The 24,863-nt window shown below is 67.5% G+C and carries 23 protein-coding genes, 1 tRNA gene and 1 pseudogene; 13 read left to right on the forward strand and 12 right to left on the reverse strand.

From position 1 onward, the window contains the following. Nucleotides 1-70: 70 nt before the first annotated feature. The 5 genes from rimO to B2J86_RS02995 form a co-directional block, all read right to left on the reverse strand. On the reverse strand, nt 71-1,462 hold the full coding sequence (gene rimO / locus B2J86_RS02975) for a 30S ribosomal protein S12 methylthiotransferase RimO (protein ID WP_169167254.1): 1,392 nt from the start codon (nt 1,460-1,462) through the stop codon (nt 71-73). A gap of 43 nt (nt 1,463-1,505) precedes the next feature. Beyond that, nucleotides 1,506-2,072 (reverse strand): polyhydroxyalkanoate synthesis repressor PhaR, encoded by a 567-nt coding sequence (phaR, locus tag B2J86_RS02980; protein WP_169167255.1) that lies wholly within the window; start codon nt 2,070-2,072, stop codon nt 1,506-1,508. 154 nt (nt 2,073-2,226) lie between these two features. Next, nucleotides 2,227-2,303, reverse strand: a tRNA-Val gene (locus tag B2J86_RS02985). 77 nt (nt 2,304-2,380) lie between these two features. Then, complete coding sequence (locus B2J86_RS02990; protein ID WP_169167256.1) at nt 2,381-4,597, reverse strand: bifunctional (p)ppGpp synthetase/guanosine-3',5'-bis(diphosphate) 3'-pyrophosphohydrolase; 2,217 nt, start codon at nt 4,595-4,597, stop codon at nt 2,381-2,383. Then, nucleotides 4,594-5,541 carry an alpha/beta fold hydrolase gene (locus B2J86_RS02995; RefSeq protein ID WP_169167257.1) on the reverse strand — a complete coding sequence of 316 codons (948 nt, stop codon included), beginning with the start codon at nt 5,539-5,541 and terminating at the stop codon, nt 4,594-4,596. Before B2J86_RS02995 ends, B2J86_RS02990 begins: the two co-directional genes overlap by 4 nt. A 69-nt stretch (nt 5,542-5,610) precedes the next feature. On the opposite strand from B2J86_RS02995, the gene B2J86_RS03000 reads away from it, so the two are divergent. Beyond that, the gene (locus B2J86_RS03000) at nt 5,611-6,393 is read left to right on the forward strand and encodes a 3-hydroxybutyrate dehydrogenase (RefSeq protein ID WP_169167258.1); all 783 of its coding nucleotides are present in this window, start codon (nt 5,611-5,613) and stop codon (nt 6,391-6,393) included. A gap of 80 nt (nt 6,394-6,473) precedes the next feature. Here the strand turns inward: B2J86_RS03000 and B2J86_RS03005 are convergent, their stop codons facing one another. After that, entirely contained in the window at nt 6,474-7,184 is a 711-nt protein-coding gene (locus tag B2J86_RS03005; RefSeq protein ID WP_169167259.1) for an SIMPL domain-containing protein, read from the reverse strand. A 214-nt stretch (nt 7,185-7,398) separates the two neighbouring features. On the opposite strand from B2J86_RS03005, the gene ompR reads away from it, so the two are divergent. Next, nucleotides 7,399-8,130, forward strand: a complete 732-nt coding sequence (ompR, locus tag B2J86_RS03010) for a two-component system response regulator OmpR (protein WP_169167260.1) — start codon at nt 7,399-7,401, stop codon at nt 8,128-8,130. A gap of 83 nt (nt 8,131-8,213) precedes the next feature. Further along, nucleotides 8,214-9,701 (forward strand): sensor histidine kinase, encoded by a 1,488-nt coding sequence (locus tag B2J86_RS03015; protein WP_173024688.1) that lies wholly within the window; start codon nt 8,214-8,216, stop codon nt 9,699-9,701. Here the strand turns inward: B2J86_RS03015 and ispF are convergent. Together ispF and ispD are read right to left on the reverse strand one after the other, a co-directional pair. Next, on the reverse strand, nt 9,691-10,170 hold the full coding sequence (ispF, locus tag B2J86_RS03020; RefSeq protein WP_169167262.1) for a 2-C-methyl-D-erythritol 2,4-cyclodiphosphate synthase: 480 nt from the start codon (nt 10,168-10,170) through the stop codon (nt 9,691-9,693). The genes B2J86_RS03015 and ispF overlap by 11 nt on opposite strands. A 19-nt stretch (nt 10,171-10,189) precedes the next feature. Beyond that, a complete protein-coding gene (ispD, locus tag B2J86_RS03025; RefSeq protein WP_173024689.1) occupies nt 10,190-11,023 on the reverse strand; it encodes a 2-C-methyl-D-erythritol 4-phosphate cytidylyltransferase in 834 nt (277 codons plus the stop codon). 92 nt (nt 11,024-11,115) lie between these two features. Between ispD and mfd the strand changes: the two genes are divergently transcribed. The 4 genes from mfd to B2J86_RS03045 all read left to right on the forward strand — a co-directional run bounded on the left by mfd (nt 11,116) and on the right by B2J86_RS03045 (nt 16,688). Beyond that, a complete protein-coding gene (gene mfd, locus B2J86_RS03030) occupies nt 11,116-14,601 on the forward strand; it encodes a transcription-repair coupling factor (RefSeq protein WP_173024690.1) in 3,486 nt (1,161 codons plus the stop codon). Between the two features lie 6 nt (nt 14,602-14,607). Further along, nucleotides 14,608-15,258 carry a hypothetical protein gene (locus B2J86_RS03035; RefSeq protein ID WP_169167265.1) on the forward strand — a complete coding sequence of 217 codons (651 nt, stop codon included), beginning with the start codon at nt 14,608-14,610 and terminating at the stop codon, nt 15,256-15,258. A gap of 102 nt (nt 15,259-15,360) precedes the next feature. Further along, nucleotides 15,361-16,074 carry a phosphoserine phosphatase SerB gene (serB, locus tag B2J86_RS03040; protein WP_173024691.1) on the forward strand — a complete coding sequence of 238 codons (714 nt, stop codon included), beginning with the start codon at nt 15,361-15,363 and terminating at the stop codon, nt 16,072-16,074. Nucleotides 16,075-16,082: 8 nt separating this feature from the next. Beyond that, nucleotides 16,083-16,688 carry a redoxin domain-containing protein gene (locus B2J86_RS03045; RefSeq protein WP_173024692.1) on the forward strand — a complete coding sequence of 202 codons (606 nt, stop codon included), beginning with the start codon at nt 16,083-16,085 and terminating at the stop codon, nt 16,686-16,688. A gap of 86 nt (nt 16,689-16,774) precedes the next feature. Here B2J86_RS03045 and B2J86_RS03050 read toward each other — a convergent pair whose 3' ends face one another. After that, nucleotides 16,775-17,251, reverse strand: coding sequence for an Rrf2 family transcriptional regulator (locus B2J86_RS03050; RefSeq protein ID WP_169167268.1), 477 nt, complete (start codon nt 17,249-17,251; stop codon nt 16,775-16,777). A gap of 91 nt (nt 17,252-17,342) precedes the next feature. On the opposite strand from B2J86_RS03050, the gene ytfE reads away from it, so the two are divergent. Together ytfE and B2J86_RS03060 are read left to right on the forward strand one after the other, a co-directional pair. After that, nucleotides 17,343-18,086, forward strand: a complete 744-nt coding sequence (gene ytfE, locus B2J86_RS03055; RefSeq protein WP_173024693.1) for an iron-sulfur cluster repair protein YtfE — start codon at nt 17,343-17,345, stop codon at nt 18,084-18,086. Further along, nucleotides 18,077-18,493, forward strand: coding sequence for a group III truncated hemoglobin (locus B2J86_RS03060; protein ID WP_173024694.1), 417 nt, complete (start codon nt 18,077-18,079; stop codon nt 18,491-18,493). Before ytfE ends, B2J86_RS03060 begins: the two co-directional genes overlap by 10 nt. Here the strand turns inward: B2J86_RS03060 and B2J86_RS03065 are convergent. Next, entirely contained in the window at nt 18,490-19,488 is a 999-nt protein-coding gene (locus B2J86_RS03065) for an aldo/keto reductase (RefSeq protein ID WP_169167269.1), read from the reverse strand. The genes B2J86_RS03060 and B2J86_RS03065 overlap by 4 nt on opposite strands. A gap of 220 nt (nt 19,489-19,708) precedes the next feature. Between B2J86_RS03065 and B2J86_RS03070 the strand changes: the two genes are divergently transcribed. Next, nucleotides 19,709-20,494: a MetQ/NlpA family ABC transporter substrate-binding protein gene (locus tag B2J86_RS03070; protein WP_173024695.1), complete on the forward strand. Its 786-nt coding sequence runs from the start codon at nt 19,709-19,711 to the stop codon at nt 20,492-20,494. A gap of 244 nt (nt 20,495-20,738) precedes the next feature. Here B2J86_RS03070 and B2J86_RS03075 read toward each other — a convergent pair whose 3' ends face one another. Then, a complete protein-coding gene (locus B2J86_RS03075) occupies nt 20,739-21,419 on the reverse strand; it encodes a DUF4145 domain-containing protein (RefSeq protein ID WP_173024696.1) in 681 nt (226 codons plus the stop codon). A gap of 442 nt (nt 21,420-21,861) precedes the next feature. Between B2J86_RS03075 and B2J86_RS03080 the strand changes: the two genes are divergently transcribed. Beyond that, the gene (locus B2J86_RS03080; protein WP_173024697.1) at nt 21,862-22,665 is read left to right on the forward strand and encodes a plasmid replication/partition related protein; all 804 of its coding nucleotides are present in this window, start codon (nt 21,862-21,864) and stop codon (nt 22,663-22,665) included. 20 nt (nt 22,666-22,685) lie between these two features. Here B2J86_RS03080 and B2J86_RS03085 read toward each other — a convergent pair whose 3' ends face one another. Then, a complete protein-coding gene (locus tag B2J86_RS03085; RefSeq protein WP_173024698.1) occupies nt 22,686-23,330 on the reverse strand; it encodes a LysE/ArgO family amino acid transporter in 645 nt (214 codons plus the stop codon). Nucleotides 23,331-23,398: 68 nt separating this feature from the next. Between B2J86_RS03085 and B2J86_RS03090 the strand changes: the two genes are divergently transcribed. Then, on the forward strand, nt 23,399-24,310 hold the full coding sequence (locus tag B2J86_RS03090; RefSeq protein WP_169167275.1) for an HTH-type transcriptional regulator ArgP: 912 nt from the start codon (nt 23,399-23,401) through the stop codon (nt 24,308-24,310). Between the two features lie 367 nt (nt 24,311-24,677). Beyond that, nucleotides 24,678-24,863 (forward strand): annotated as a pseudogene (locus tag B2J86_RS03095) (ABC transporter substrate-binding protein); the annotation flags it as partial.

Below are 24,863 nucleotides of genomic sequence, written 5' to 3' on the forward strand. Positions count from 1 at the left end.
TGCCCAAACCGGCGTGCGTCTAGGCAATGCCCGCTGCCCTGCTGAGGCAGCGGCCGCCCAACCCCGGAACTTAGATAGGCTGCGCCACCAGGTCGTGGCCGCGCACGCCCACGATGCGCGCCTTGGTGAACTCGCCGGCCTTTAGCGTCTTGCTGATCTTCTCGGGCGGCAGCAGCTGCACCGTGCCGTCAATCTCGGGCGCATCGGCATAAGACCGGCCCACGCCGCCCTTGCGGCCCAGACCGGGGGCCGAATCGACCAGCACCTGCATGGTGGCGCCGACGCGGCGCTGCAGTTTGGCGATCGACACCTCTTCGGCCACGGCCATGAAACGCGCGCGGCGCTCCTCGCGCAACTCCAGGGGCAGCATGCCGGGCAATTCATTGGCCGCGGCGCCGCTCACGTCGCTGTAGGCAAAGCAGCCGGCGCGGTCGATCTGCGCCTCGCGCAGGAAGCCGAGCAGGTGCTCGAACTCTTCCTCGGTCTCGCCCGGAAAACCGGCGATGAAGGTGCTGCGGATCACGATGTCGGGGCAGGCCTCGCGCCAGCGCTGGATGCGCTCGAGGTTCTTTTCGCCGCTGGCCGGGCGCTTCATGCGCCGCAAGACATCGGGGTGGCTGTGCTGGAACGGCACATCGAGGTAGGGCAGCACCAGGCCCTGGGCCATCAGCGGGATCACCTCGTCCACGCTCGGGTACGGGTAGACGTAGTGCAGGCGCACCCAGGCGCCGTACTGCGCGGCGATCTCGCCCAGCGTCTGCACGAGTTCGAGCATGCGCGTCTTGACCGGCTTGCCGTCCCAGAAGCCGGTGCGGTATTTCACGTCGACGCCATAGGCCGAGGTGTCCTGGCTGATCACCAGCAGTTCTTTGACGCCGCCTTCGAACAGCGCCTTGGCTTCGGACAGCACATCGCCGACCGGGCGCGACACGAGGTCGCCACGCATCGACGGGATGATGCAGAAGGTGCAGCGGTGGTTGCAGCCTTCGCTGATCTTCAGGTAGGCGTAGTGCCGGGGCGTGAGCTTGATGCCGGCCACGCCGAAGGCGCCCGGCACCAGGTCGGTGAACGGATCGTGCGGCTTGGGCAGGTTCAGGTGCACGGCGTCCATGACCTCTTGCGTGGCATGCGGGCCGGTCACGGCAAGCACGCTGGGGTGCATCTGCTTGACCATGTTGCCGCCGCCCTCGCCCGCGCGCGCACCCAGGCAGCCTGTCACGATGACCTTGCCGTTCTCGGCCAGCGCTTCGCCAATGGTGTCGAGGCTCTCGCGCACGGCGTCGTCGATGAAGCCGCAGGTGTTGACGATGACCAGGTCCGCACCCTCGAAGGTCTTGGAGGTCTGGTAGCCCTCGGCGCTGAGCTGCGTGAGGATCAGTTCGGAGTCCGTGAGGGCCTTGGGGCAGCCAAGGCTCACAAACCCGACCTTGGGTATTTTGGTGGGGGATGGGGCTTCAATCATCCCCGCATTGTCCCAGTATTGAAATGGGGCCGGCGGCGCAGGGTCAGCGCTTGAGGCCCAGAACGCCCAGCATCTGCTCGGTCTGCTTCTGCATCTGCTCCTGCATTTGCGCGAACATGCCGCGCGACTGCTCGGCGTAATTGCCCATCAGGCCCTGCACCATGGGCGACTGCGCACTCATGAACTGGGCCCACATTTCGGGCGTCAGGCCCTGCGACTGCTCGGCCAGCTTGGCCTGCATGTCGGTGAACACCTGCACGTTCTTTTCCAGGTAGCTGCCCATGAAGCCCTGCATGGCGTGGCCGTAGAAGCGAATGATGTTGGCCAGCACGGCCTCGGTGAACATCGGCGCGCCACCGGCCTCTTCCTCGAGGATGATTTGCAACAGGATGCTGCGCGTGATGTCCTCGCCCGTCTTGGCGTCGCGCACCACGATGCTCTGGTTGGCCATGACCAGCTGCTTGACCTCGGCGAGCGTGATGTAGGCCGAGGTGTCCGTGTCGTACAGCCGGCGGTTCGGATACTTCTTGATGACGCGCTGTGCGGTCTTGGCGGCAGGCGGGGGTTTGGGGTCTGGCACGGCGGAAGTTCCTCGGGCGGTCTGGCCCATGTATTGCACTGCAACAGATTCTAGGCCCCGCCCTTGCGGCCCCCGCGCAGGATTACCCTGAGGCGCAGCCCGGTGCGCGGGGCGCTGCAACAACTCCCCGGGCAAGAAAAAAGGACTTAGGTATTCACCTAAGTCCTTGTTTCATTACCATTTCTGGTAGGCGCGATTGGAATCGAACCAACGACCCCCACCATGTCAAGGTGGTGCTCTAACCAGCTGAGCTACGCGCCTGTATTTATTACAGAAGCGAAATTGTAGCAGCAAAAAACCGGGCTTTTTGCCAAACGCGCCAAATTGCCGGAAACACGTCAGCGCCGCCGTGCCCAGCGCACGCCCTGCACCGCCGCCACGGTGCCGAGCACCTTGCCCAGCCGCCCCGAATGCGCCACTTCCACCGTGAACGTCATCCAGGCCGTACCTTTGACGGACTGGGTCTGCACGCCGATGACGTTCATCTTTTCCTTGGAGAACACCTCCGAGATGTCGCGCAGCAGGCCTTGGCGGTCCGCCGCCTCGATCGCCACGTCCACCGGGTACACCGATGCCGTGGCCGCTTCGGCCTTCGCCGCCCCCCAGGCCACGCCGATCAGCCGCTCGGGGCTGCGCGCAGCCATCTCGCGGAAGTTGCTGCAGTCGGCACGGTGCACGCTTACGCCCTGGCCGCGCGTGACGAAGCCGCCGATCTCGTCCGGCGGCGCCGGCTTGCAGCACTTGGCCAGCTGGGTGAGCAGGGAATCGACCCCCACGACCAGCACCCCGCCCTTGGGGGTTTTTTCGGTATTGCGCGCTTTCTTGAGCAGCAGGTAGTCGTCGGGCTGCAGCACCGGCTCGGGCGGGCGCAGCAGGGTTTCGATGTTGCGCAGCGAAAACTCGTCCTTGCCCACCACCTCGAACAGCGCGTCGGCGGACTTGAACCCCAGCTGGCCCGCCAGGTCTTCGAGGCGCATGGCCGTCTTGCCTTCTCGCTGCAGGAGCTTTTCGACCGCTTCGCGTCCGCGCGCAATGGTTTCATGGAGCGCACGCGCGTTGAACCAGGCCCGCGCCTTGGCGCGGGCGCGGTGGCTGTTGAGGTAGCCCAGATCGGCATTGAGCCAGTCGCGCGACGGCCCGCCCTCCTTGACCGTCGTGACCTCGACCGTCTGGCCGTTCTGCAGCGGCGTGTTCAGCGGCACCATGGCGCCATCGACGCGCGCGCCGCGGCAGCGGTGGCCCACGCTGGTGTGCACGGCGTAGGCGAAGTCCACCGGCGTCGCGCCCTGCGGCAACTCGACGATGGCGGCGTCGGGCGTGAGCACATAGATGCGGTCCTCGAACAGGCCGCGTTGCTGCGGCGCGCCGGACAGGTCGCGCTCCCAGGCCAGCAGCTGGCGCAGCACGGCGATCTTGGCGTCGTAGTCGCCGCTGGCGGAAACGCCCGCATAGCCCTTGCTGCCCGCCTCCTTGTAGGCCCAGTGCGCGGCCACGCCGTGCTCGGCATGGTCGTGCATGGCCTGGGTCCGGATCTGGATCTCGATCGCTTTGCCCGCCTCATCGCGCACCACCGTGTGCAGCGACTGGTAGCCGTTGGGCTTGGGCTTGGCGATGTAGTCGTCGAATTCCTCGACGATGGGCTGGAACTGCTCGTGCACCCAGCTCAGGGCCGCATAGCAGTCCTTGACGTTGGGCACGACCACGCGCAGCGCGTGGATGTCGAACACCTGGTCGAAATCGAGCCCCTTGCCGCGCATCTTCTTGACGATGCTGTAGATGTGCTTGGGCCGCCCCTGCACGTTGGCGCTGATGCTGCGGGCGCGCAGCTCGGCCTCCACGCGCGCGCGCAGCTGCTCCATGTAGACCTCACGGCCGGCACGCTTTTCGTGCAGCAGGCGCGCCACCTCCTTGTAGGTCTCGGGCTCGAGGAAGCGGAAGGCCAGGTCCTCCAGCTCCCACTTGATCTGCCAGATGCCCAGCCGGTTGGCCAGGGGGGCGAACACCTGCAGCGCCTCGCGCGCCATGGCGGGCGAGACCGGCCGCTTGCTGGCGGCATAGAAGCGCAGCGTCTGCAGGCGCGAGGCCAGGCGCAGCATCACCACGCGCAGGTCGCGCGAAAACGCCAGCAGCATCTTGCGCACGTTCTCGGTCTGCACGGCCGGATCGTCCACCAGCTGCGCCGACGACTGCACCCCGCGCGCCTGCTCCTGTACACGCATCAGCTTGGTGGTCTCCACCGCCAGCGCCGCGAAATTGGGGCCGAACGCCTTGGCGATCACCTCCTCGGGCTTGTTCAGGTGGACGCAGGCATGGACCAGGTAGCTGGCGGCCTGCATCGCCTCCGATCCGCCAATGGCCTTGAGGATGGCGGCCACCGCCTCAGCATGGGCCAGCGTGTTCTCGCCCGTCGACAGCTCTTCGCCGGCAATGAGGGGCTCGGCGAAGGCGCGCGCGCGCGCCAGCGCATCGCGCTGCTCGGGCAGGGCGTGCGCGGTGGCGGCGATCAGGCTGGGCACGGCTTCGGCGCCGTGGGGCGTGTCCGGCGTGCTTTTCATGCGCCCCCCTCCCCTTCGCCCAGCAGAAAGGACTGCACCACGGCCACCTGGTCTGGTGCCACCAGCGTGGGCGCATGGCCGACGCCCGCGAACTCGACCGTGGGTGCGCGGGGCCCGCGCTCGCCCATGGCCCGCGTCGTCTGCGGCGACAGCAGATCGGACTGCGCGCCGCGCAACACCAGGGTGCGCGCCTGGATCTGGTCATAGAGCTGCCACAGCTGCGCCTCGCCCGCGCCGGCCGCCTCGCGGGCCATTGCGCGGTAGGGCACGGCAATCGCCGGGTCGTAGTGCAGCGTGAGTCCGCCGTCCGGCAGGGGCCGCACCATGTGCCGCGACAGCTCCAGCCACTGCTGCGGCGTGTGCGGACCAAAGCCGCGCGAGAGCTCCCACATCGCGTCGGCGGCCTGCCGCAGCGTGCCAAAGCGCGGTGCCTGGCCCAGGTACCGGCCGATGCGCTCGATGGCCTGCCACTCGATGGCCGGGCCGACATCGTTGAGCACCAGGCGGCGCACCGGCACCGGCAGCGGCAGGCCGGGCTGGCCGCACAGCACCAGGCCGATGAGGCCGCCCATGCTGGTGCCCACCCAGTCGAGCGTCTGCAGCGGCGCGCCCTGGTGCAGGTGCGCCAGCAAGACCAGCATGTCGGCGGCGTACAGCGGAATCTGGTAGCCCAGCGGGTCGGCCAGCCAGTCGCTGCGCCCGCGTCCCACCACATCGGGGCAGACCACGCGCACGTGCGGGCACAGCGCGCGCGCCAGGGTGTCGAAATCGCGTCCCTGGCGCGAGAGGCCATGCGCGCAGACCACCACATGCGGGTGCTGCGGGTTGCCGGTCGCGTTCCACTCCCAGTAGGCCATGCGGTGCCCGTGTCCCGGCGCCGATCCTTCTGGAGAAGCAGCTGCAGGGCCTGGGCAGGATACGTAGTTCAGCCTAGGTTCAATCATGGGTGCAGGCTCCGGGGTCGTGGCTCGATAATTGCTGCGTTGCATCGTAATTCATTCGGAGAAACGTCCATGCTCAAAGGCAAAACAGCCCTCGTCACCGGCTCCACCAGCGGCATCGGCCTAGGGATCGCCAAGGCCCTGGCGCGCCAGGGCGCCAACATCGTGCTCAACGGTTTTGGCGATGTCGATACGCCGCGCGCCGAGGTGCTCGCCGCGGGCCAGGCCAGCGGGGCGCAAGTGGCCTACCACGGCGCCGACATGTCGCGCGCGGCCGATATCGAGGACATGCTCAAGTACAGCGCCTCGCAGTTCGGTCCGGTCGACATCCTGGTCAACAACGCAGGCATCCAGCACGTGGCCAGCATCGAGGACTTTCCGGTCGAGCGCTGGGACGCCATCATCGCCATCAACCTGACGAGCGCCTTCCACACCACGCGCCTGGCGCTGCCCGCCATGCAGGCGGCCAACTGGGGGCGCATCATCAACGTGGCTTCGGTGCACGGCCTGGTGGCGTCGGCACAGAAGTCGGCCTATGTGGCGGCCAAGCACGGCATCGTCGGGCTGACCAAGGTCACCGCACTTGAGAACGCCACCACCGGCATCACCTGCAACGCGATCTGCCCCGGCTGGGTGCTGACGCCGCTGGTGCAAAAGCAGGTGGACGCCAAGGCGGCCGAACGTGGCGTGTCGAACGAAGAGGCCAAGAAGCTGCTGCTGGGCGAAAAAGAGCCGTCTATGCAGTTCACCACGCCGGAGGAGCTGGGCGAGTTGGCGGTCTTCTTCTGCTCGCCCGCGGCCAACAATGTGCGCGGCGTGGCCTGGAACATGGACGGCGGCTGGGCCGCGCAATAACACCAATTGCTGCGTTATTGATAGCTGCAAGCGCTTTACAGGCAAGCGCTAGCGGCCCATTTCACTCACAACCCAGATGCTCAGCGCATCTGCACCGAGCCCGACACGTTCACCGTGACCGTGCTCTTGCCGGCCTCGATGGCCACTGGTGCGTCCGCGGCGGCCGACTTGGCTTCCATGGCCATCGTGCGCGGGCGCGGACCGGGTGCGTAGCTGTTGCTGTTCACCGCCACCTCGCGCAGCGTGAAGCCGCCAAAGCCGAAGGCGCGCGTCAGGTCGGCGGCCTGCGCCTTGAAGTTTTCAATGGCCTGCGCCTGCGCCTCGCGCTCCACCTTGGCGCGCTGCTCGCGGCTCAGGCCAAAGCCCACCTGGCCGATCACCATGCTCGAAATGCGCGCTGCCGTGCCCGTGATGCGCGCGAAATCGCGTCCCTCGAGCACCAGCTCGGCGCTGCCCTGCCAGCCGGTGATCTGGTTGGCTTGGCTGTAGCGCGGGTACAGGCTGAAGGTGCCGGTGCGCACGTCCATCTGCCCGGGCTCGGCGCTGCGGCGCGCTTCCAGCACCGCGGCGTCCAGCGCCTGGCGCAACTGCGACTGCACGGCTGCGGCATCCTTGCTGTCGCGCGTGGTGCTGAGCGTGAGCACCAGCAGGTCCTGCTGCACATCGACCGCGCCCGCGGCCGACAGCTGCACCACGTTTTGCGGCGCCGGTGCCGGCATGTTTTGCGAAAAAACGGCTCCAGCACTTGCCAGCATTGCGCAAGCAGCTATTGATCTAATAGCATTCTTCATCATTCTTGATTCCTGGGATATTGGCTAACCGCGCACCATAGCGCGCATTCGGGGGCTCTGTTGTAAGCCATTGGCGCAAGTGCGCCCCGTGCCTCCATGTGCTGTCTTCCGGGGCAAAACTTGTAACGGTTGGTCATATCGGAGAGAAAACCCCCTTTTTCGTCGGCCAAAGTGGTAACAATGGCCGTTGTTACAAATTGGACTGAGGTACGACATGGGCACTCCCAACAACCGCACTGACAAGATTTTGGTGGTGGACGACGACGCGCGCATCCGTGATCTGCTGCGCCGCTACCTGACCCAGGAGGGTTTTGAGGTCATGGTGGCGGAGGACGGGAAGGCACTCAACCGCATTCTGCTGCGCGACACGGTCGACCTGATCGTGCTCGACCTGATGATGCCCGGCGAAGACGGCCTGTCGATCTGCCGGCGCTTGCGCGCGGCCAACGACCGCACGCCCATCATCATGCTGACCGCCAAAGGCGAGGACGTGGACCGCATCGTCGGCCTCGAAGTCGGCGCCGACGACTACCTGGGCAAGCCCTTCAACCCGCGCGAGCTGCTTGCGCGCATCCACGCCGTGCTGCGCCGGCGGCCGCCCCATGAAGCCCCGGGCGCGCCCTCCGGCGAGAACGAGCTCGTCACCTTCGGCCCGTTCAGCTTCGATCTGGGCACGCGCGCGCTGCAGAAGAACGGCGAAGAGTTGCCGCTGACCACCGGCGAGTTCGCCATGCTCAAGGCCCTGGTGCGCCACCCGCGCCAGCCGCTGTCGCGCGAGAAGCTCGCGCTGTTGGCGCGCGGGCGAGAGTTCGAGCCTTTTGACCGCAGCCTGGACGTGCAGGTGTCGCGCCTGCGCAAGCTCATCGAGGAAGACGCGGCCGCACCGCGCTACATTCAGACCGTGTGGGGCGTGGGCTATGTGTTCGTGCCGGACGGTGCCAACTGAGTGAACCGACGCGCCTGCCCCGCAGGCCCTGAAGACCGGCCGCCGGCAGCCTGCCCCGGCCGCCGGGGCGCAACCCAATACCCATGACCGCATCCCGTTACGCCGACCACGAAGCCACCAGCCCCGCCCCCCTGGAGTTGCCCGAGCGCCGCCGCGAGCAGCGCTCGCGCGTCGGCCTGAACCTGTTTTGGCGCACCTTCTTCCTGCTGGGCCTGCTGCTGGTGGGCAGCATCCTGGTCTGGCTGCAAACACTGCGCGCCCTCGAGTTCGAGCCGCGCACGCTCTACAACGCCCAGCAGATCGCCTCGCTCGTGAACCTGAGCCGCGCGGCGTTGGTGCACGCGGACGCGATCGCGCGCGTGTCGCTGATCAAGACCATGGCCGACCAGGAGGGCGTGCGCATCCTGCCGCGCGAGCCGGGCGACCGCTTTGAGCTGCTCGACAACTCGGCGCTCAGCCTGCGGCTGACCGAGGAGCTGACGCGGCGCCTGGGCCAGGGCACGATCGTGGCCGCCAGCGTGAACGGCGAGAAGGGCCTGTGGGTCGGTTTCACCATCAATGGCGACCCGAACTGGTTGCTGATGGACCGCTCGCGCTTCAGCCCCGCCAGCGGCAAGACCTGGCTGATCTGGCTGATCACCACCGGCGCGCTGTCGCTGGCCGGCGCTGCCATCATTGCGCGCCTGATCAACCGCCCGCTCAAGCAGCTCTCGTATGCCGCCAACCGCGTGCGCGACGGCGACTTTGCCGCCAGCGAGCTCGACGAAGAGGCCGTGACCAGCGAGATCCGCGAGGTCAACATCGGCTTCAATCGCATGGCGCAAAAGCTGGCCAAGCTCGAGCAGGACCGCGCCGTGATGCTGGCCGGCATCTCGCACGACCTGCGCACGCCGCTGGCGCGCCTGCGGCTGGAGACCGAGATGAGCGTGGCCGACGAGGTGGCACGCGAGCACATGGTGGCTGACATCGTGCAGCTCGACGCCACCATCGACAAGTTCCTCGACTACGCACGGCCCGACCATGTCACCCTCACGCCGGTCAACCTGCACGGAGTGGTGTCGTCGTGCGTGTACGCGGTGCAGGACCACCGCGAGCTGCAGATCACCATGTCGGTGCCCGAAGACCTCAACGTGCTGGCCGACGAGGTCGAACTGGCGCGCATCCTGTCGAACCTGCTGGAGAACGCGCGCCGCTACGGCAAGACCCCCGACACCGGCGTGGCCCGCGTGGAAGTGGCCGCCAAGGGGCGCGAGGGCTGGGTGCTGCTCAAGGTGCGCGACCATGGCACGGGCGTGCCGCCCGAGCAGCTGGCCAGCCTGACCAAGCCGTTCTTTCGCGGCGACTCGGCGCGCACGGCCGCCGCGGGCGCCGGACTGGGCCTGTCGATCGTGGACAAGACCATCCAGCGCATGGGCGGCATTTTTGCGCTGGCCAACTCGGCCTCGGGCGGCATGGTGGCGCACGTGCAGCTGCAGCGCGCCAGCGACCAGCCCGAGGGCATGGACCCGCAGCAGCGCCTGCAGCGCCCGCAGGTCAAGCGCAACCTGCCGCCGCGCCCCGTCAAGGGGTGAACAGCAGCACCACCGCCCGGGCCTCCATGGCCAGGCCCTGGCCCACGGGCCCCAGGCGCTCGGCCGTCTTGGCTTTCACGTTGACCTGGCCCGCGGCCAGCGCCAGCGCCGACGCAATGCGCTCGCGCATCGCCGGGATGTGCGCCGCCAAGCGCGGCGCCTGCGCCACCACGGTGCTGTCGACATTGCCGATCTCGTAGCCCTGCGCACGCACGCGCCGCGCGGCCTCGGCCAGCAGCACCCCCGAATCCGCCCCGCGGAAGGCCGCATCGGTGTCGGGGAAGTGCGTGCCGATGTCGCCCAGCGCCGCCGCGCCCAGCAGCGCGTCGGTGATGGCGTGCAGCAGCACGTCGGCATCCGAATGGCCCAGCAGCCCCGCGCTGTGGGCGATCTCGACCCCGCCGATGACCAGCCTGCGCCCCGGCACCAGCGCATGCACGTCCCACCCTTCGCCTATCCTGAAATTCATGGAAAAACCTTTGCAGTGATCAAAAAATCGTCCGGGCCGGCGCGTCGCTGGCCAGGCCGCGCGCCCCGCCAAAGCGGTCCAGCGTGGCGCCGTGCATGCGTTGCAGCAGCACGGCCTGCGCCAGCAGAAAGTCCTCCGGGTAGGTGACCTTGAAGTTCAGCGCACTGCCCGGCACCACGCGCGGGTGCAGTCCCATGGCCTCCATGGCGCTGGCCTCGTCGGTGGCGCCGGCGCCGACGTGCGCCAGGGCCGCCTGCAGCGCGCCCAGGCGGAACATCTGCGGCGTCTGCGCCAGCCACTTGTCGCTGCGGTCCACCGTGGCGGCCACGCGGATGCCGCCCGGCCCGGCCGTGGCGGTCTTGAGCGTGTCGGCCAGCTTGTGCGCCAGCAGCCCGCCCACGCTGTCGCCGGCGCAGGCGTCGATCAGCGCGTCGATCTGTTCGGGTGTGACGAGGCAGCGCGCCGCATCGTGCACCAGCACCCAGTCGTGCGCGCGGGCGCCGCGCTCCTGCAGGGCGCGCAGCCCGCCTAGCACCGTCTCGGCGCGCATCGCGCCGCCGCACTCCACCACAAAGAAAGAGGGGTTGGCGTGTGCCTGCAGAAAGGTGTCGCCCGGCGCCACTGCGACCAGTGTGCCGCGCAGCCGCGCCACGGCGGCAAACGCGGCCAGCGTGTGCAGCACCATCGGCTGGCCGGCCACGTTCTGGTACTGCTTGGGCAGGTCGGCCACGGCACCGGGCGCGAGTGCGCGCGAGCCCGTTCCGGCGCAGGGCAGCAGCGCCCACAGTCCGGCGGGGGCAGGCAATGCCCCCGGAGCGGCAGTTGGCGATGGGGGCGGCAGCGGATGGGTCATGGGCGGCATTCTAAAATCGGCGCTTCCCGCTTCGCCCGGCCTGTGCGCGTTTCGCGTCGCCGGGGTCGTGGCGCGGCCTTCTTCTTGAGCGCATGGACCTCCCCAAACTCACACCCGGCAAACGCTTCACCATGCCCCGCCCCGCCGGCAGCGCCGACGCCCTGCTGCTGGCCCGCCTGGGCGAGCGCGAGCAGGCGGCGCGGCGCACCACCGCCATCGTCACGGCCGACGCGGGCGATGCGCGGCGGCTCATCGACGAACTGGCATTTTTCGCGCCCGGCCTGCGCTGCGCGCTGTTTCCAGACTGGGAGACGCTGCCCTACGACACCTTCTCGCCGCACCAGGACCTGATCAGCGAGCGCCTGGCCGCGCTGTGGCGCATCAGCCAGAAAGACAAGGACACCGGCGCCGACGTGGTCATCGTGCCCGCCACCACGGCGCTGTACCGGCTCGCGCCGCCCGGCTTCCTGGCGGGCTACACCTTTGAATTCAAGGTCAAACAGAAGCTCGACGAGGCCAGGTTCCGTGCCCAGCTCACGCTGGCCGGCTACAGCCATGTCTCGCAGGTCGTCAGCCCCGGCGAATATGCCGTGCGCGGCGGCCTGATCGACCTGTTCCCGATGGGCTCGCCCGTGCCCTACCGCGTCGACCTGTTCGACGACGAGATCGACAGCATCCGCACCTTCGACCCCGACACGCAGCGCAGCCTCTACCCCGTGCCCGAGGTGCGCTTGCTGCCGGGGCGCGAGTTCCCGATGGACGATGCGGCGCGCACCAAATTCAGGAGCCGCTGGCGCGAACTGCTCGAAGGCGACCCGACCAAGAGCCGCATCTACAAGGACATGGGCGCGGGCGTGGCGACGGCCGGCATCGAGTACTACCTGCCGCTGTTCTTCGACGAGACCGCCACCGTGTTCGACTACCTCGGCCCCGACGCCACGGTGGTGCTGCACGGCGACCTCGAACCCGCGTTCCAGCGCTTCTGGCAGGACACCAAGGACCGCTACCGCCTGGTGCAGGGCGACCCCGAGCGCCCGGTGCTGCCGCCCGAGGCGCTGTTCCTGAGCGCCGACCAGTTCTACACCGAACTCAAGGCGCACGCCCAGCTGTCGGTGCGCGCGGGCGGCGACGGGGCCGCGGGCGACACGCAGGCGCAACCCCTGGGCGACCTGTCGGTGGCGCGCGGCGCCGACGAACCGCTGGCGCGCCTGCAGGCGCACCTCCGCGCGACACCGCAGCGCGTGCTGCTGCTGGCCGAGAGCGCCGGGCGGCGCGAGAGCCTACTCGACTTCCTGCGCACGGGCGGCGTGCACCCGCCGACCTTTGAATCGCTGGCCGAATTCACGGCCAGCAGCGAAAAGCTGGGCATTGCCACGGGCGCGCTGGCGCAGGGCTTCTCGTGGCGGGCCCAGGGCATCGACTTCGTCACCGAGACCGAGCTGTTCGCCGCCGGCGCCACCACGCGCCGGCGCAAGAAACAGGAGCAGGTCAGCGATGTCGAGGCGCTGATCAAGGACCTGGCCGAGCTCCAGGTGGGCGACCCGGTGGTGCACAGTGCGCACGGCATCGGCCGCTACCGCGGGCTCGTCAACATGGACCTGGGCGAGAAAAACCCCGACGGCACGCCCGCCGCGCAAGAGTTCCTGCACCTCGAATACGCGGGCCATGCGGTGCTGTACGTGCCCGTGAGCCAGCTGCAGCTGATCAGCCGCTACACCGGCGTCTCGCCCGACGACGCGCCGCTGCACAAGCTCGGCAGCGGCCAGTGGGAAAAGGCCAAGCGCCGCGCCGCCGAGCAGGTGCGCGACAGCGCCGCCGAGCTGCTCAACATCTATGCGCGCCGCGCCGCGCGCGCGGGCCACGCGTTCCGCTACTCGCCTCAGGACTACGAGCAGTTCGCCAACGACTTCGGCTTCGAAGAGACCGCCGACCAGAACGCCGCCATCCACGCCGTCATCCAGGACCTGATCAGCCCGCGCCCCATGGACCGCCTGGTCTGCGGCGACGTGGGCTTTGGCAAGACCGAGGTCGCGCTGCGCGCGGCCTTCGTCGCCGTGACGGGCGGCAAGCAGGTGGCGCTGCTCGCGCCCACCACGCTGCTGGCCGAGCAGCACTACCGCACGCTGGTCGACCGCTTCAGCAAGTGGCCGGTGAAGGTGGCCGAGGTCTCGCGCTTTCGCTCGGGCAAGGAAATCACGTCCGCCCTGCACGGCATTGCCGACGGCACGGTGGACATCGTGGTCGGCACGCACAAGCTGCTCAGCGAATCGACCAAGTTCCACAACCTGGGCCTGCTCATCATCGACGAAGAGCACCGCTTTGGCGTGCGCCACAAGGAGCAGATGAAGGCGCTGCGCGCCGAGGTGGACGTGCTCACGCTCACGGCGACGCCGATTCCGCGCACGCTGGGCATGGCGCTCGAAGGCCTGCGCGACCTGTCCGTGATCGCCACCGCGCCGCAGCGGCGCCTGGCGATCAAGACCTTTGTGCGCAGCGAAGGCACGGGCGTGATCCGCGAGGCCGTGCTGCGCGAATTGAAGCGCGGCGGCCAGGTGTACTTTCTGCACAACGAGGTCGAGACCATCGAGAACCGGCGCCAGAAGCTCGAAGAAATCCTGCCCGAGGCGCGCATCGCCGTGGCCCACGGCCAGATGCCCGAGCGCGAGCTCGAAAAGGTGATGCGCGACTTTGTCGCCCAGCGCTTCAACCTGCTGCTGTGCTCGACCATCATCGAGACCGGCATCGACGTGCCCACGGCCAACACCATCGTCATGAGCCGGGCCGACAAGTTCGGCCTGGCGCAGCTGCACCAGCTGCGCGGCCGCGTGGGCCGCAGCCACCACCAAGCCTATGCGTATCTGATGGTGCCCGACGTGGAGAGCCTGACCAAGCAGGCCGCGCAGCGCCTGGACGCCATCCAGCAGATGGAGGAACTGGGCAGCGGCTTCTACCTCGCCATGCACGACCTGGAGATCCGCGGCGCCGGCGAGGTGCTGGGCGAGAGCCAGAGCGGCAACATGATGGAGATCGGCTTCCAGCTCTACAACGAGATGCTGTCCGAGGCCGTGCGCTGCCTCAAGGCCGGCCACGAGCCCGACCTGCTCGCGCCCCTGTCGGTCACCACCGACATCAACCTGCACGCCCCGGCCCTGCTGCCCGACGACTACTGCGGCGACGTGCACCTGCGCCTGTCGTTCTACAAAAAGCTCGCCACCGCGCGCACGCCCGAGCAGATCGACGCGCTGCTCGAAGAAATCGTCGACCGCTTCGGCAAGCTCCCCGCCCAAGCGCAGACGCTGATCGACGTGCACCGCCTGCGCGTGCTGTCAACGCCCTACGGCGTCATCAAGGTGGACGCCGCGCCAGGCGTGACCCACATCACCTTCAGGCCCCAGCCGCCGGTGGACCCGATGCGCATCATCGAGCTGATCCAGAAGAACCGGCACATCAAGCTCGCGGGCAACGAGAAGCTGCGCATCGAGCGCGACCTGCCCGACCCGAAGGCGCGGGCGCAAATGGTGCGCGACGTGCTGCGCAGCCTGGGCCAGCCCCTGGTGCCGCAGCCGCTGGCGGCCTGAACCACCATGCTGCTCGAAGCCGCCCTGGCCAGCTTGGCACTTGCCGCGGCGCTCAGCACCCGGCCCTGGCGCCTGCTGGCCAGCCGCCAGGGCGCCGACGGCGGCCGCCGCGCGCCGCCGCTCCTGACGCCGCTGCTGGCCACGCTGGTGCTGCTGCCCTGGCTGTGGGCGCTGCCCGCGCTGCACGCCATGCCGCTGCAGCTGCAGTGGTCGGGCGCCTGCCTGGTGGTGCTGATGCTGGGCTGGCCGCTGGCCATGCCGGTGCTGCTGGCCGTGGGCGCGATCGCCTGGCTGCTCTCGCCGATGGGCTGGGAGCAGGCGCTCCTCACCGCCGTGTGGCAGGGGGTGGTGCCCGGCACGCTGGCGCTGCTGCTGGGCGCGCTGGTGCGGCGCCTGACGGGCGAGCACCTGTTCGTCTACGTGCTCGGGCGCGCCTTCATCGGCACTGCGGCCTGCGTGTTCGCCGCGGGCGTGCTGGCGCAGTGGTCGAGCCAGCCGCTGCCCGGCGTGGGCTCGGAGCTGTCGCTGGTCGCACGCTGGCTCATGGCCTGGGGCGACGGCATCGTCACCGGCATGCTGTGCGCCGTGTTCGTCGCCTTCAGGCCCGAATGGCTGGCCACCTGGTCGGACAAGCTGTACCTGCACGGACCGCCCTGAAATCGCCGGGCGCCGCACCCGGCACCATTTTTATAGTCCAATCGGCCTCCAGCGCTTGTCCACAAAGCGCCAACAGCTATCAAAAACAGAGTCACACATCCCATGCAAGCCACTGAATACGCCCCCGGCCTCGTTGTCCAAGGCCTCGCCACGCCCGCTCCCCAGCTCAGCGACTTCAAGCTGATTGCCTTCGACATGGACTCGACGCTCATCAACATCGAGTGCGTGGACGAGATCGCCGACGCCGCCGGCCGCAAGGCCGAGGTGGCGGCCATCACCGAGGCCGCCATGCAGGGCGTGATCACCGACTTCAAGGAAAGCCTGCGCCAGCGCGTGGCGCTGCTCAAGGGCGTGCCGGTCGCGCACCTCGAAGCCGTGTTCCACGAGCGGCTGCGCTTCAACCCCGGCGCCCAGGCGCTCATCGGCGCGGCCCGCGCGGCCGGCCTCAAGACGCTGCTGGTGTCGGGCGGATTCACGTTCTTTGCCGACCGCGTCAAGGCCGGCCTGGGCATCGACTTCGCGCGCTCCAACCAGCTCGAAATCGAGCACGGCGCGCTCACCGGTCGCATGATCGACCAATGCTGGGGCGACATCTGCGACGGCGCCGAGAAGCGCCGCACGCTGCTGGAAGTGGCCTCGCTGATGGGCATTGGCGCGCACCAGACCATTGCCGTGGGCGACGGCGCCAACGACCTGCCCATGATGGGCGCGTCCGGCCTGTCGGTGGCCTACCACGCCAAGCCCAAGGTGCGCACGCAGGCGCAGGTGGCCATCAACGAGGGCGGCCTGGACCGGCTGCTCGAAGTGCTGCGCTGAGCCGCCCCATGGCTTTGCAAGCGCGCGTGAAACGGGCCGCACAGGCCACAGGGCGCGCGCTGCGGCGCGCCGGCCAGGCGCTGCGCACGCGATGGAAGCAGCACCTGGTCACGCTGGCCGTGGCGCTCGTGGTGGTGGCGGCCGTGGATGCCTGGCGCACGCGCGACCTGCCCCAGGGACCGGCGCCCGACTTTGCCGTGGCCCTGTCGCCGACGGGCGAGACCACGCTGGCCCAGTGGCGCGCGCGCCACCCCGGCCAGGCCGTCGCGCTGCACTTCTGGGCCGAGTGGTGCCCCGTGTGCCGCATCGAGGAGCCCGCCATCGCGCAGCTGGCGCAGGACTGGCCCGTGCTGGGCGTGGCCATGCAGTCGGGCGATGCGGCGCGCGTGGCCCAGGTGCAGCGCCAGCGCGGCATGGCCTGGCCCACCGCCGTCGATCCGCAGGCCCAGATCGCGCGCGCCTGGGGCGTGCCGGCGGTGCCGGCTTTCGTGGTCATCGACGCCGCGGGCCAGGTGCGCTCTGCCACCGTGGGCTACACGCCCGGCTGGTCGATGCAGCTGCGGATGTGGTGGGCCCAGACGGTGCCGCGCTGGCGGTCGGCAGCGCCGGCTTAGAGATTTTTTTGATAGCTGCCAGCGCTTTCTGGCATTGGGCTAGAGGCTGTTTTGGCTTGAATATTGCAGCTCTGCTCAGAGCGCGCTCACACCAGATCGGGCAGTCCTGGCACCTGCCGCAGGCTGCGCGGCAGCGCCACCGTGGCGGTGGCCGACGGCTGCGCCAGCAGGTCGGCCAGCGTGACCCGGTCGAGCACCGTGAAAAAGCTCTGCATCGCCTCGCCGAGGATGCCTTGCAGGCGGCAGTGGCTGCTCAGGCGGCACTGGTTGCTCAGGGGGTCGAAGCATTCGACCAGGTGGAAGTCGGTCTCGGTGGCGCGCACCACGGCGCCCACATTGATCTCGTGCGCGGGCTTCATGAGCCGCATGCCGCCGCCGCGCCCGCGCGTCGTCTCCAGCAGGCCCTGGGCGGCCAGTTCCTGCACGATCTTGGTCAGGTGGCTGCGCGAAATGCTGTAGCTCTCTGCCACTTCACTGATGGTGACCGGATGGTCACGCCCCTCGGTGGCGGCGCAGTACATCAACACACGCAGGGTGTAGTCCGTCCATTGGGTCAGTCGCATGGTGTTGTCAGAGGTCAATAAAAGAGGAGTCCAGCATGAATTTTATCGAATAAAATATTCACATCAAATGCACCTTTAAAAGGATTCTGCCATGAACGCCCGCGTGCTCTCCTCCCCCGTCCCTGCCCTCAGCGCCGACCAGGCAATCGGGCAGATTGCCGTGCAGCTTCCCGGCGCCACCGCCGTGTTCCGCCGCCTCAAGCTCGATTTTTGCTGCGGCGGCCAGGTCAGCCTGGCGCAGGCCGCGGCCGGCAAAGGACTGGACGCCGGCGCCGTGCTGGCCGTGCTGGCCGAACTCGCCGCGCTGCAGCGCCCGAGCGAGCTGCCCGCCGTGACCGAGCCCGGCGCGCTGATCGACCACATCATCGCGCGCTACCATGAGGTGCACCGCGCCCAGCTGCCCGAGCTGATCCGCATGGCGCACCGCGTGGAGGCCGTGCACCGCGGCAACCCCCAGGTGCCGACCGGCCTGGGCGCCCTGCTCGAAACCATCCAGGAAGAATTGCTCTCGCACATGCACAAGGAAGAAGCCATCCTGTTTCCCATGCTCAAGTTGGGCGGCAACCCGTTCGTCGGCCAGCCCATCGGCATGATGCGCGCCGAGCATGTGGACCACGGCGCCGCGCTCGACCAGCTCAACGCGCTCACCGACGACGCCACGCCCCCGGCCGGGGCCTGCAACACCTGGCGCGCGCTCTACGCCGGCATTGCCCAGCTGGGCAACGACCTGATCGACCACATCCACCTGGAAAACAACGTGCTGTTTCCGCAGTTCGAGGCCGCGCAGGCCACGGCGGCAGGCGGCTGTGGCTCTTCGGGGTGCGGATGCAGCTGAGCGACACCGCCCGGCGCGCCCCCAGCGCCGAGAGCCTGACCGCGCTGGTGCACGGCTTCTATGCCGACGTGCGCGCCGACGCGCTGCTCGGTCCCGTGTTTGAAGAAGCGCTGCGCGATCGCTGGGAGCCGCACCTGGCGCGCATGGTCGACTTCTGGAGCACGGTGGCGCTGGGCAGCAAGCGCTTCAGCGGCAACGTGTTCGCCAAGCACATGGCGTTGGAGGGCGTGACGCCCGCGCACTTTGCCGCCTGGGTGCGCCTGTGGGGCGAGCACACCGAGCGCCTGTTCGAGCCCGACGTGGCGCGCGAGCTGCAGGCCACCGCGCACGGCATTGCGCGCAACCTGTTCCAGGGCTACTTCGGTACGCGCCCGGTGTTTGCGGCCGACGCGGCCGACCCGCGTTAAATGCGCGCCTCTGTCGGGTAGGCCGGATCGGTGTAGCCGGGCGTGGACGGGTGGCCCGGGTGCACCAGCGCGTCGACCAGGGCCTCGTCCTCGGCCGTCACCACATAGTCGAGCGCGGGCGCATAGTCCAGCCACTGCTGCAGCGTGCGCGGACCGGCGATGACGGAGCTGACGCTGCGGTGCGCCAGCACCCAGGCCGTGGCGAACTGTGCCAGGCCCACGCCGCGCGCCTCGGCATGGGCCTTGAGCTGCTGCGCGATCTGCAGCGACTCTTCGCGGAACTCGGTCTGGGTGATGCGCCGGTCGCCCCGGCCGGCGCGCGTGCCCTCGGCCGGCGGATGGCCCGGCAGGTACTTGCCCGTGAGCACGCCGCGCGCCACCGGGCTGTAGGGCGTCACGCCCAGGCCGTGGTGCGCGCAGGCGGGCAAAATTTCAACCTCGGGCATGCGGTTGAGCAGGTTGTAGTAGGGCTGGCACACCACCGGGCCGGGCATGCCGATCTGGCGCGCGAGGTGCACCATTTCGGCGATGCGCCAGGCGCGGAAGTTCGACACGCCCCAGTAGCGGATCTTGCCCGCGCGCAGCAGGCCGTCCAGCGCGCGCAGCGGCTCTTCGAGGTCCATGCCCAGGTAGTCGCGGTGCAAATAGAGGATGTCGATGTGCTCAGTCTGCAGGCGCTGCAGGCTGGCCTCGGCCTCGCGCAGCATCCAGGCGCGCGAATAGTGGCCCTCGTTCACGCGCTCGGACATGGCATTGCCGAGCTTGGTGGCCAGGACCCAGTCGTGGCGCTGGCCCTGCAGCAGGCTGCCGAGCATGCGCTCCGACGCGCCCTTGGTGTACACGTCGGCCGTGTCGATGTAGTTCACGCCCATGTCCTTGGCGCTCGCCACGATGGCGGCGGCCTCGGGCGCATCGGTCTGGTCGCCGAACATCATGGTGCCCAGGCACAGGGCAGAGACTTTCAGATTGCTTCGACCGAGGCGGCGGTATTGCATGGCGTGGTGGTGTGCAGGATGGGGGACGGGAATCATGGCACAGGCCCGCCACCGGCCAGGTGCGCCCGAAAAGCACCCATCCCAGGGTTTTTTCGGATTCACTTGGCGCGAAAAACCATCGGCTTTTCCACATGGCGCATATCGACATAGCGGAAAACCATTTAGCCGCCCCGCCCCGCCGGCCTAAACTCGCGCTTCACCGTACAGAAAGACCCCTGGAATGTTCAAGAAAACCCTGACCGCCCTCGCCATTGCCGCCGCCGCCCTGAGCGCGCAAGCCCAAGACGCCCTGAAGGTGGCCGCTACCGCCGTGCCGCACGCCGAGATCCTGAACTTCGTCAAGCCCCAGCTCAAGGCCCAGGGCGTGGACCTGCAGGTGCGCGAGTTCAGCGACTACATACAGCCCAATGCGGCCGTGGAAGACAAGCAGCTCGACGCCAACTTCTTCCAGCACCAGCCCTACCTCGACAGCTACAACAAGGACCGCAAGAGCAGCCTGGTGGCCGTGCCCAATGGCAAGGTGCATGTCGAGCCCTTCGGCGCCTACTCCAAGAAGATCAAGAACGTGAAAGACCTCAAGGACGGCGCTCTGGTCGCCATCCCCAACGACCCGTCGAACGCCGGCCGCGCGCTGCTGCTGCTGCAAAAGCAGGGCCTGATCGAGCTCAAGGACCCGAAGAACATCACGGCCACGCCGCTCGACATTGCCAAGAACCCGAAGAAGCTCAAGTTCCGCGAACTTGAGGCCGCCCTGCTGCCGCGCGCGCTCGGCGACGTGGACCTGGCCTTGATCAACACCAATTACGCCATCGAAGCCAAGCTCAACCCCACCAAGGACGCGCTGTTCATCGAAGGCGCCGACTCGCCCTACACCAACATCGTCGCAGCCCGCGCCGACCGCGCCAACGACCCGGTGATCCAGAAACTGATGAAGGCCCTGCACACGCCCGAGACGAAGAAGTTCATCCAGGACAAGTACAAGGGCGCTGTCGTGCCGGCGTTCTGAGCCCACGCTGCCCCACAACTAAAAAGCGCTGCCTGGCAGCGCTTTTTTCATGGCCGGACCGATGGTGCGGCACATGTGCATACACCGACAGTGTTGAATCAAACAGCCGGCCTGTTGGGATCGGCTGATCACCGAAAGCTATCGGCAGCTCCCGGCCAGGAGCAGTCGGTGGCGGCGGGAAGAAGCGATCACTCAACGCCTGAGTTAAACCGCGCCGCGAAGCGGCATCGGCTCGAATGAATTGTTAGCTTGCTGATTCAGCCTTGTCCCGTTTCTCTACAGCTTGAATTGCACCAGATGGCAATCCCTCATAGAAGGACTCGATCTCTTTTGGCTCGGTAATCATTTTGTTTGCAATGAAGTTGATGAGTTCAAAAAGCTTGAGGACCTTGTGAGGCTCTTCTGAAAGATCGATCTCTCCGGGATGGACAGCGTTATTGCCGGTAATCCTGAGAGCGTCGAGAGATTTCTGCACAAGCGGATTTAGTCCCTTCTTGACGAGGCTCTTGATATCGTCGTTGATGTTCTTGCCTTCTTCCCCGAGTTGCACACACAGTTTTTGTAGAGCAAGCCTTAAAAGTGCAGCAGCTGCCCTTGGGGAATCTGCAAGAACACTTGCGGCCTCCTGGTAGTCCGCTTGGATGGAGTCTGAGAGGTCTTGGTTTGGTGGAGCGGCGATGCTTTTCTTTGGATAGATCATGTTCTCGCCATGCCAAAAGGCGACCAAACTGCAATGGTGGCATTTGGTAACAATCCAATCTTTTGGCATGTGCTGATCGAACTTGGTGTGCGAGTCCACCTCACTACGCCAGTTGAAATTTGTCAGGGTCGATAGATGCGCGTAGAACTGCTTGGCGTAAACATTGCAGTACGGGCAGTGGTATTCACCCTTTCCAAGGGTAGGAGGAAAATGATCGAACGCCATAAATATGTCCTAAGAAGATTAACGTAATGTAGAAATACAAATTCGCAGGCCATATCTAGCATCTGTTGTCTAAATTATTGGGACAAAATTCTCAAACCGGACTTGTAGCCTAGCACGGCGCCGCAAATGCTGTATAAATCCACATTACCAAATTCAGCTATCAAACCCGCAGCCCTGATGTTTGCCATTGTCAGTTCAGAATCGAGAGCAGGTTCGCTGGAAACACTATAGCTTTTGCCTGACATCGTCCTGAATGACAGCTTTAGAGCGTTGATCAGGAAGGCAGCTCAGGGTCGACAGCAGTCTGACCATCTTCAGCGGTTCATCGCTCACGACGGATCGGTTCAAAAGATCAAACACAGTGGTGTCCGCAACAAGTGGGCAGGCGCCTACAATCCCGCCCCTTCCCCACTTCGCCCGCCCTGCCCCGCGTTCCGCCCCCATGAACATCGTCGTCATCGAAGAACTCAAAGCCTATATCGACCCCCTCACCGCCGAGGAATACGAAGCGCTGGAACGCAGCATCCTGGACGAGGGCTGCCGCGACGCGCTGGTGCTGTGGGGCGAGGTGCTGGTGGACGGCCACAACCGCTACGGCATCTGCCACAAGCACGGCCTGCCGTTCCAGACGGTGCAGAACACGCGCTTCCAGTCGATGGAAGACGTGCACCTGTGGATGATCGGGCAGCACCTGGGCCGCCGCAGCGTCTCGGATTTCCAGCGCGGCGTGCTGGCTCTGCGCCAGAAGGACATCGTGGCCGAGCGCCGCGCCCGCACCCTGGCCGCCAGCAGCCCCGAGGCATCCCCCGAAGCCGCGCCCAGCGGCGACAGCGCCGCGGCCCCTGCACCGCTGAGCAGCCGCGAAGCCATCGCCAGGGCCGCGCGCCTGAGCAGCAGCCAGGTGGTGTTGATCGAAAAAATCCAGAAGCAGGCCGCGCCCGAGGTGGTGGCCGCCGTCCGGTCGGGCACCATTTCGATCAACGCCGCTGCCGCCGTGGCCAGCCTGCCGGCCGAAGAGCAGGTGGCCGCCGCCCACGCCGGCAAGGACGAGCTCAAGCAGGCCGCCAAGCGCGTGCGCGAAGCCAAGCGCAAACCCAAGCCGGCCGAGGACACGCAAGCGCCCCAGGAACATGCCGCCGCGCCCGATGCACTGCAGGCCCTGCAGCAGCGCGTGGCCGAACTGACGGCGGAAAACGAGGCCCTGCGCCAGCAGCTGCTCGAACTGCAGGCGCAGCTGGCCGGCTGACCTCGCGCGCGCGGCGCCGCTCAGCCCGGCAGCGCCACCCCGGGCCACATCCACCCGGCCAGCGCCAGCATCATGGCGCCGGTGAGCGCATCGAGCGCGCGCCAGGCCAGGGGGTTGGCAAACACGCCCTGCAGCCGCCGCCCGGCCAGGGCCAGCGCCGCGAACCACACCAGGCTGGCCGACGCCGCACCGACCACGAACACCCATTTGAGGGCGCCGTCCTGGCGCGCGCCGATCGAGCCGACCAGCACCACGGTGTCGAGGTAGACATGCGGGTTGGCCAGCGTGAGCACCGCCAGCGTGCCCAGCACCCCGAGCAGGCTGGGCTCGGCCATGCCGCCCGCGCTGGCGTCAACCTGAGCGTCGGGCGCGGCCCATACGCGCCACCACGCAAACAGGCCGTAGGACAGCAGGAACAGCGCGCCGCCCAGGCTCAGCCAATGCGCCAGCGCCGGCGAGCCGCCCAGCAGCTGCGCCATGCCGGCCACGCCGATGGCGATGAGCAGCGCGTCGCTGGCCACGCACCAGGCCACGCAGGCGCGCACATGCCGACCGCTCACCGCCTGGCGCAGCACATAGAGGTTTTGCGCCCCGATCGAGACGATGAGCGAGAGGCAGACGGTAAAGCCCGCGAGCCACGAAGAAGAAGCATTGGCAGTCCACATGCCAGCGATTTTGTGCGCGCATCAAATTAAGTAAAATTAATTTATCTGAACCAAACTTAGAAACTCTTATGTTTGACTATGCCGGACTCGAAGCCTTGGCCGCCGTGCTGCGCGAGGGCAGTTTCGAGCGCGCGGCGCGCAAGCTGCACCTCACGCCCTCGGCGGTGTCGCAACGCATCAAGCAGCTCGAAGAGCGTGCGGGCCAGGTGCTGGTGCTGCGCGGCACACCCTGCACCGGCACCGAGGCCGGGCAGCGCCTGTGCCTGCATGTCGAACAGGTGGCGCTGCTCGAGAACGAGCTGCGCCGCGCCAATCCCGCCCTGCTGCAGGGCGGCCATGCCACCGCGCCCACGCTCAAACTGGCGGTCAATGCCGACTCGCTCTCGACCTGGTTCATGGACGCCATGGCGGCCTTCACGGCCGGAGGCAACGAGCTGCTCGACATCCGCATCGACGACCAGGAGCACACCGCCCAGCGCATCAAGGAGGGCGACGTGCTGGCCGCCGTGACGGCCAGCGGCGCCAGCATTGCCGGCTGCAACACCTGGCCGCTGGGCTCGGTGCGCTATGTGGCAGCGGCCAGCCCGGCCTTTGTGGCGCAGCACCTCGGTGCGGGCGTCACCCCCGAAGCCATGGCCCACGCCCCCATGATGACCTTCGACCGCAAGGACCGCCTGCAGGAGCAGTGGCTGCAGCAGCAAGGCCTGGCCGCGCGCCGCCACCCGCCCAAGCACTTTCTGCCCTCGAATGATGGCTTTGTGCGCGGCTGCGAAGCCGGCATGGGCTGGGGCATGCACCCCACGGCGCTGATCCAGCGCCAACTGGATGCCGGCACACTGGTCGAGCTGCTGCCCGGCACCGGCATGGACATGCCCTTGTACTGGGTGCACGCGCGCAGCGTACAGGCCGGCCTGGAGCGCCTGACCCAGTGCGTGGTGGCGGCCGCGCGCGCATGGCTGCCGCCCGGCGAACCCGGTTGAAGGGATGCGACGAAGTATCAAAAAAGAGAGCTGCTTGGGCAATATGGGCAAGCGTTTTGAGCACTTTTTACCCATATTCTGATGCGGCGGCACCATGCACCGCCACGGACGTAAAGGCTGGCGCACCGGCACATGGATGCTTTCAATTCCATAGCTGCAAGCGCTTGCTGGTATTGAGTTTGCGTACAAAAACCCCCAATACAATGGCGTGCAACCGAGCCTGCACCCGGCGCGGTTGGTCGTACACCCCCGCTTGCAAGCGCGCCACGGGCCCCCATGTAGGCCGCAGCGCCAGACCGGTCCCGGTCTGGCCACCGCACAGCCTATGGCTGCGTGGTCATTCCCCACCTTTGACAAAGAATCTGCCTTGAACCCCTCGTTTCGCACCTCCGCCACCGTGATCACCCTGACCATCGCCGCACTGGCGGCCCCTTCGCTGGTCCATGCCAAGCGCATGGGCAGCGGCGGCCGCTCCGTGGCGCCGGCCCGCATCGGCAAGGCGCCGGCCGCGCCGGTGGCGCCTGCGGCCAAAGCACCGGCTCCCGCCCCCGCA

The sequence above is a fragment of the Acidovorax sp. SRB_14 genome (assembly GCF_012932145.1).
Classification (GTDB): domain Bacteria; phylum Pseudomonadota; class Gammaproteobacteria; order Burkholderiales; family Burkholderiaceae_C; genus Simplicispira.

What these genes read in the sequence shown, in the direction of transcription:
- B2J86_RS03060 (WP_173024694.1), top strand. Translation starts at nt 18,077, where the DNA reads ATGCAGCTGAGCGACACCGCCCGGCGCGCCCCCAGCGCCGAGAGCCTG.
- B2J86_RS03015 (WP_173024688.1), top strand. Translation starts at nt 8,214, where the DNA reads ATGACCGCATCCCGTTACGCCGACCACGAAGCCACCAGCCCCGCCCCC.
- B2J86_RS03035 (WP_169167265.1), top strand. Translation starts at nt 14,608, where the DNA reads ATGCTGCTCGAAGCCGCCCTGGCCAGCTTGGCACTTGCCGCGGCGCTC.
- B2J86_RS03045 (WP_173024692.1), top strand. Translation starts at nt 16,083, where the DNA reads ATGGCTTTGCAAGCGCGCGTGAAACGGGCCGCACAGGCCACAGGGCGC.
- B2J86_RS03005 (WP_169167259.1), bottom strand. Translation starts at nt 7,184, where the DNA reads ATGAAGAATGCTATTAGATCAATAGCTGCTTGCGCAATGCTGGCAAGT.
- B2J86_RS03065 (WP_169167269.1), bottom strand. Translation starts at nt 19,488, where the DNA reads ATGCAATACCGCCGCCTCGGTCGAAGCAATCTGAAAGTCTCTGCCCTG.
- B2J86_RS03000 (WP_169167258.1), top strand. Translation starts at nt 5,611, where the DNA reads ATGCTCAAAGGCAAAACAGCCCTCGTCACCGGCTCCACCAGCGGCATC.
- B2J86_RS02990 (WP_169167256.1), bottom strand. Translation starts at nt 4,597, where the DNA reads ATGAAAAGCACGCCGGACACGCCCCACGGCGCCGAAGCCGTGCCCAGC.
- B2J86_RS03085 (WP_173024698.1), bottom strand. Translation starts at nt 23,330, where the DNA reads ATGTGGACTGCCAATGCTTCTTCTTCGTGGCTCGCGGGCTTTACCGTC.
- serB (WP_173024691.1), top strand. Translation starts at nt 15,361, where the DNA reads ATGCAAGCCACTGAATACGCCCCCGGCCTCGTTGTCCAAGGCCTCGCC.
- B2J86_RS03075 (WP_173024696.1), bottom strand. Translation starts at nt 21,419, where the DNA reads ATGGCGTTCGATCATTTTCCTCCTACCCTTGGAAAGGGTGAATACCAC.
- B2J86_RS03090 (WP_169167275.1), top strand. Translation starts at nt 23,399, where the DNA reads ATGTTTGACTATGCCGGACTCGAAGCCTTGGCCGCCGTGCTGCGCGAG.
- ispD (WP_173024689.1), bottom strand. Translation starts at nt 11,023, where the DNA reads ATGACCCATCCGCTGCCGCCCCCATCGCCAACTGCCGCTCCGGGGGCA.
- rimO (WP_169167254.1), bottom strand. Translation starts at nt 1,462, where the DNA reads ATGATTGAAGCCCCATCCCCCACCAAAATACCCAAGGTCGGGTTTGTG.
- B2J86_RS02995 (WP_169167257.1), bottom strand. Translation starts at nt 5,541, where the DNA reads ATGATTGAACCTAGGCTGAACTACGTATCCTGCCCAGGCCCTGCAGCT.
- B2J86_RS03080 (WP_173024697.1), top strand. Translation starts at nt 21,862, where the DNA reads ATGAACATCGTCGTCATCGAAGAACTCAAAGCCTATATCGACCCCCTC.
- ytfE (WP_173024693.1), top strand. Translation starts at nt 17,343, where the DNA reads ATGAACGCCCGCGTGCTCTCCTCCCCCGTCCCTGCCCTCAGCGCCGAC.
- mfd (WP_173024690.1), top strand. Translation starts at nt 11,116, where the DNA reads ATGGACCTCCCCAAACTCACACCCGGCAAACGCTTCACCATGCCCCGC.
- ispF (WP_169167262.1), bottom strand. Translation starts at nt 10,170, where the DNA reads ATGAATTTCAGGATAGGCGAAGGGTGGGACGTGCATGCGCTGGTGCCG.
- B2J86_RS03070 (WP_173024695.1), top strand. Translation starts at nt 19,709, where the DNA reads ATGTTCAAGAAAACCCTGACCGCCCTCGCCATTGCCGCCGCCGCCCTG.
- B2J86_RS03050 (WP_169167268.1), bottom strand. Translation starts at nt 17,251, where the DNA reads ATGCGACTGACCCAATGGACGGACTACACCCTGCGTGTGTTGATGTAC.
- ompR (WP_169167260.1), top strand. Translation starts at nt 7,399, where the DNA reads ATGGGCACTCCCAACAACCGCACTGACAAGATTTTGGTGGTGGACGAC.
- phaR (WP_169167255.1), bottom strand. Translation starts at nt 2,072, where the DNA reads ATGGGCCAGACCGCCCGAGGAACTTCCGCCGTGCCAGACCCCAAACCC.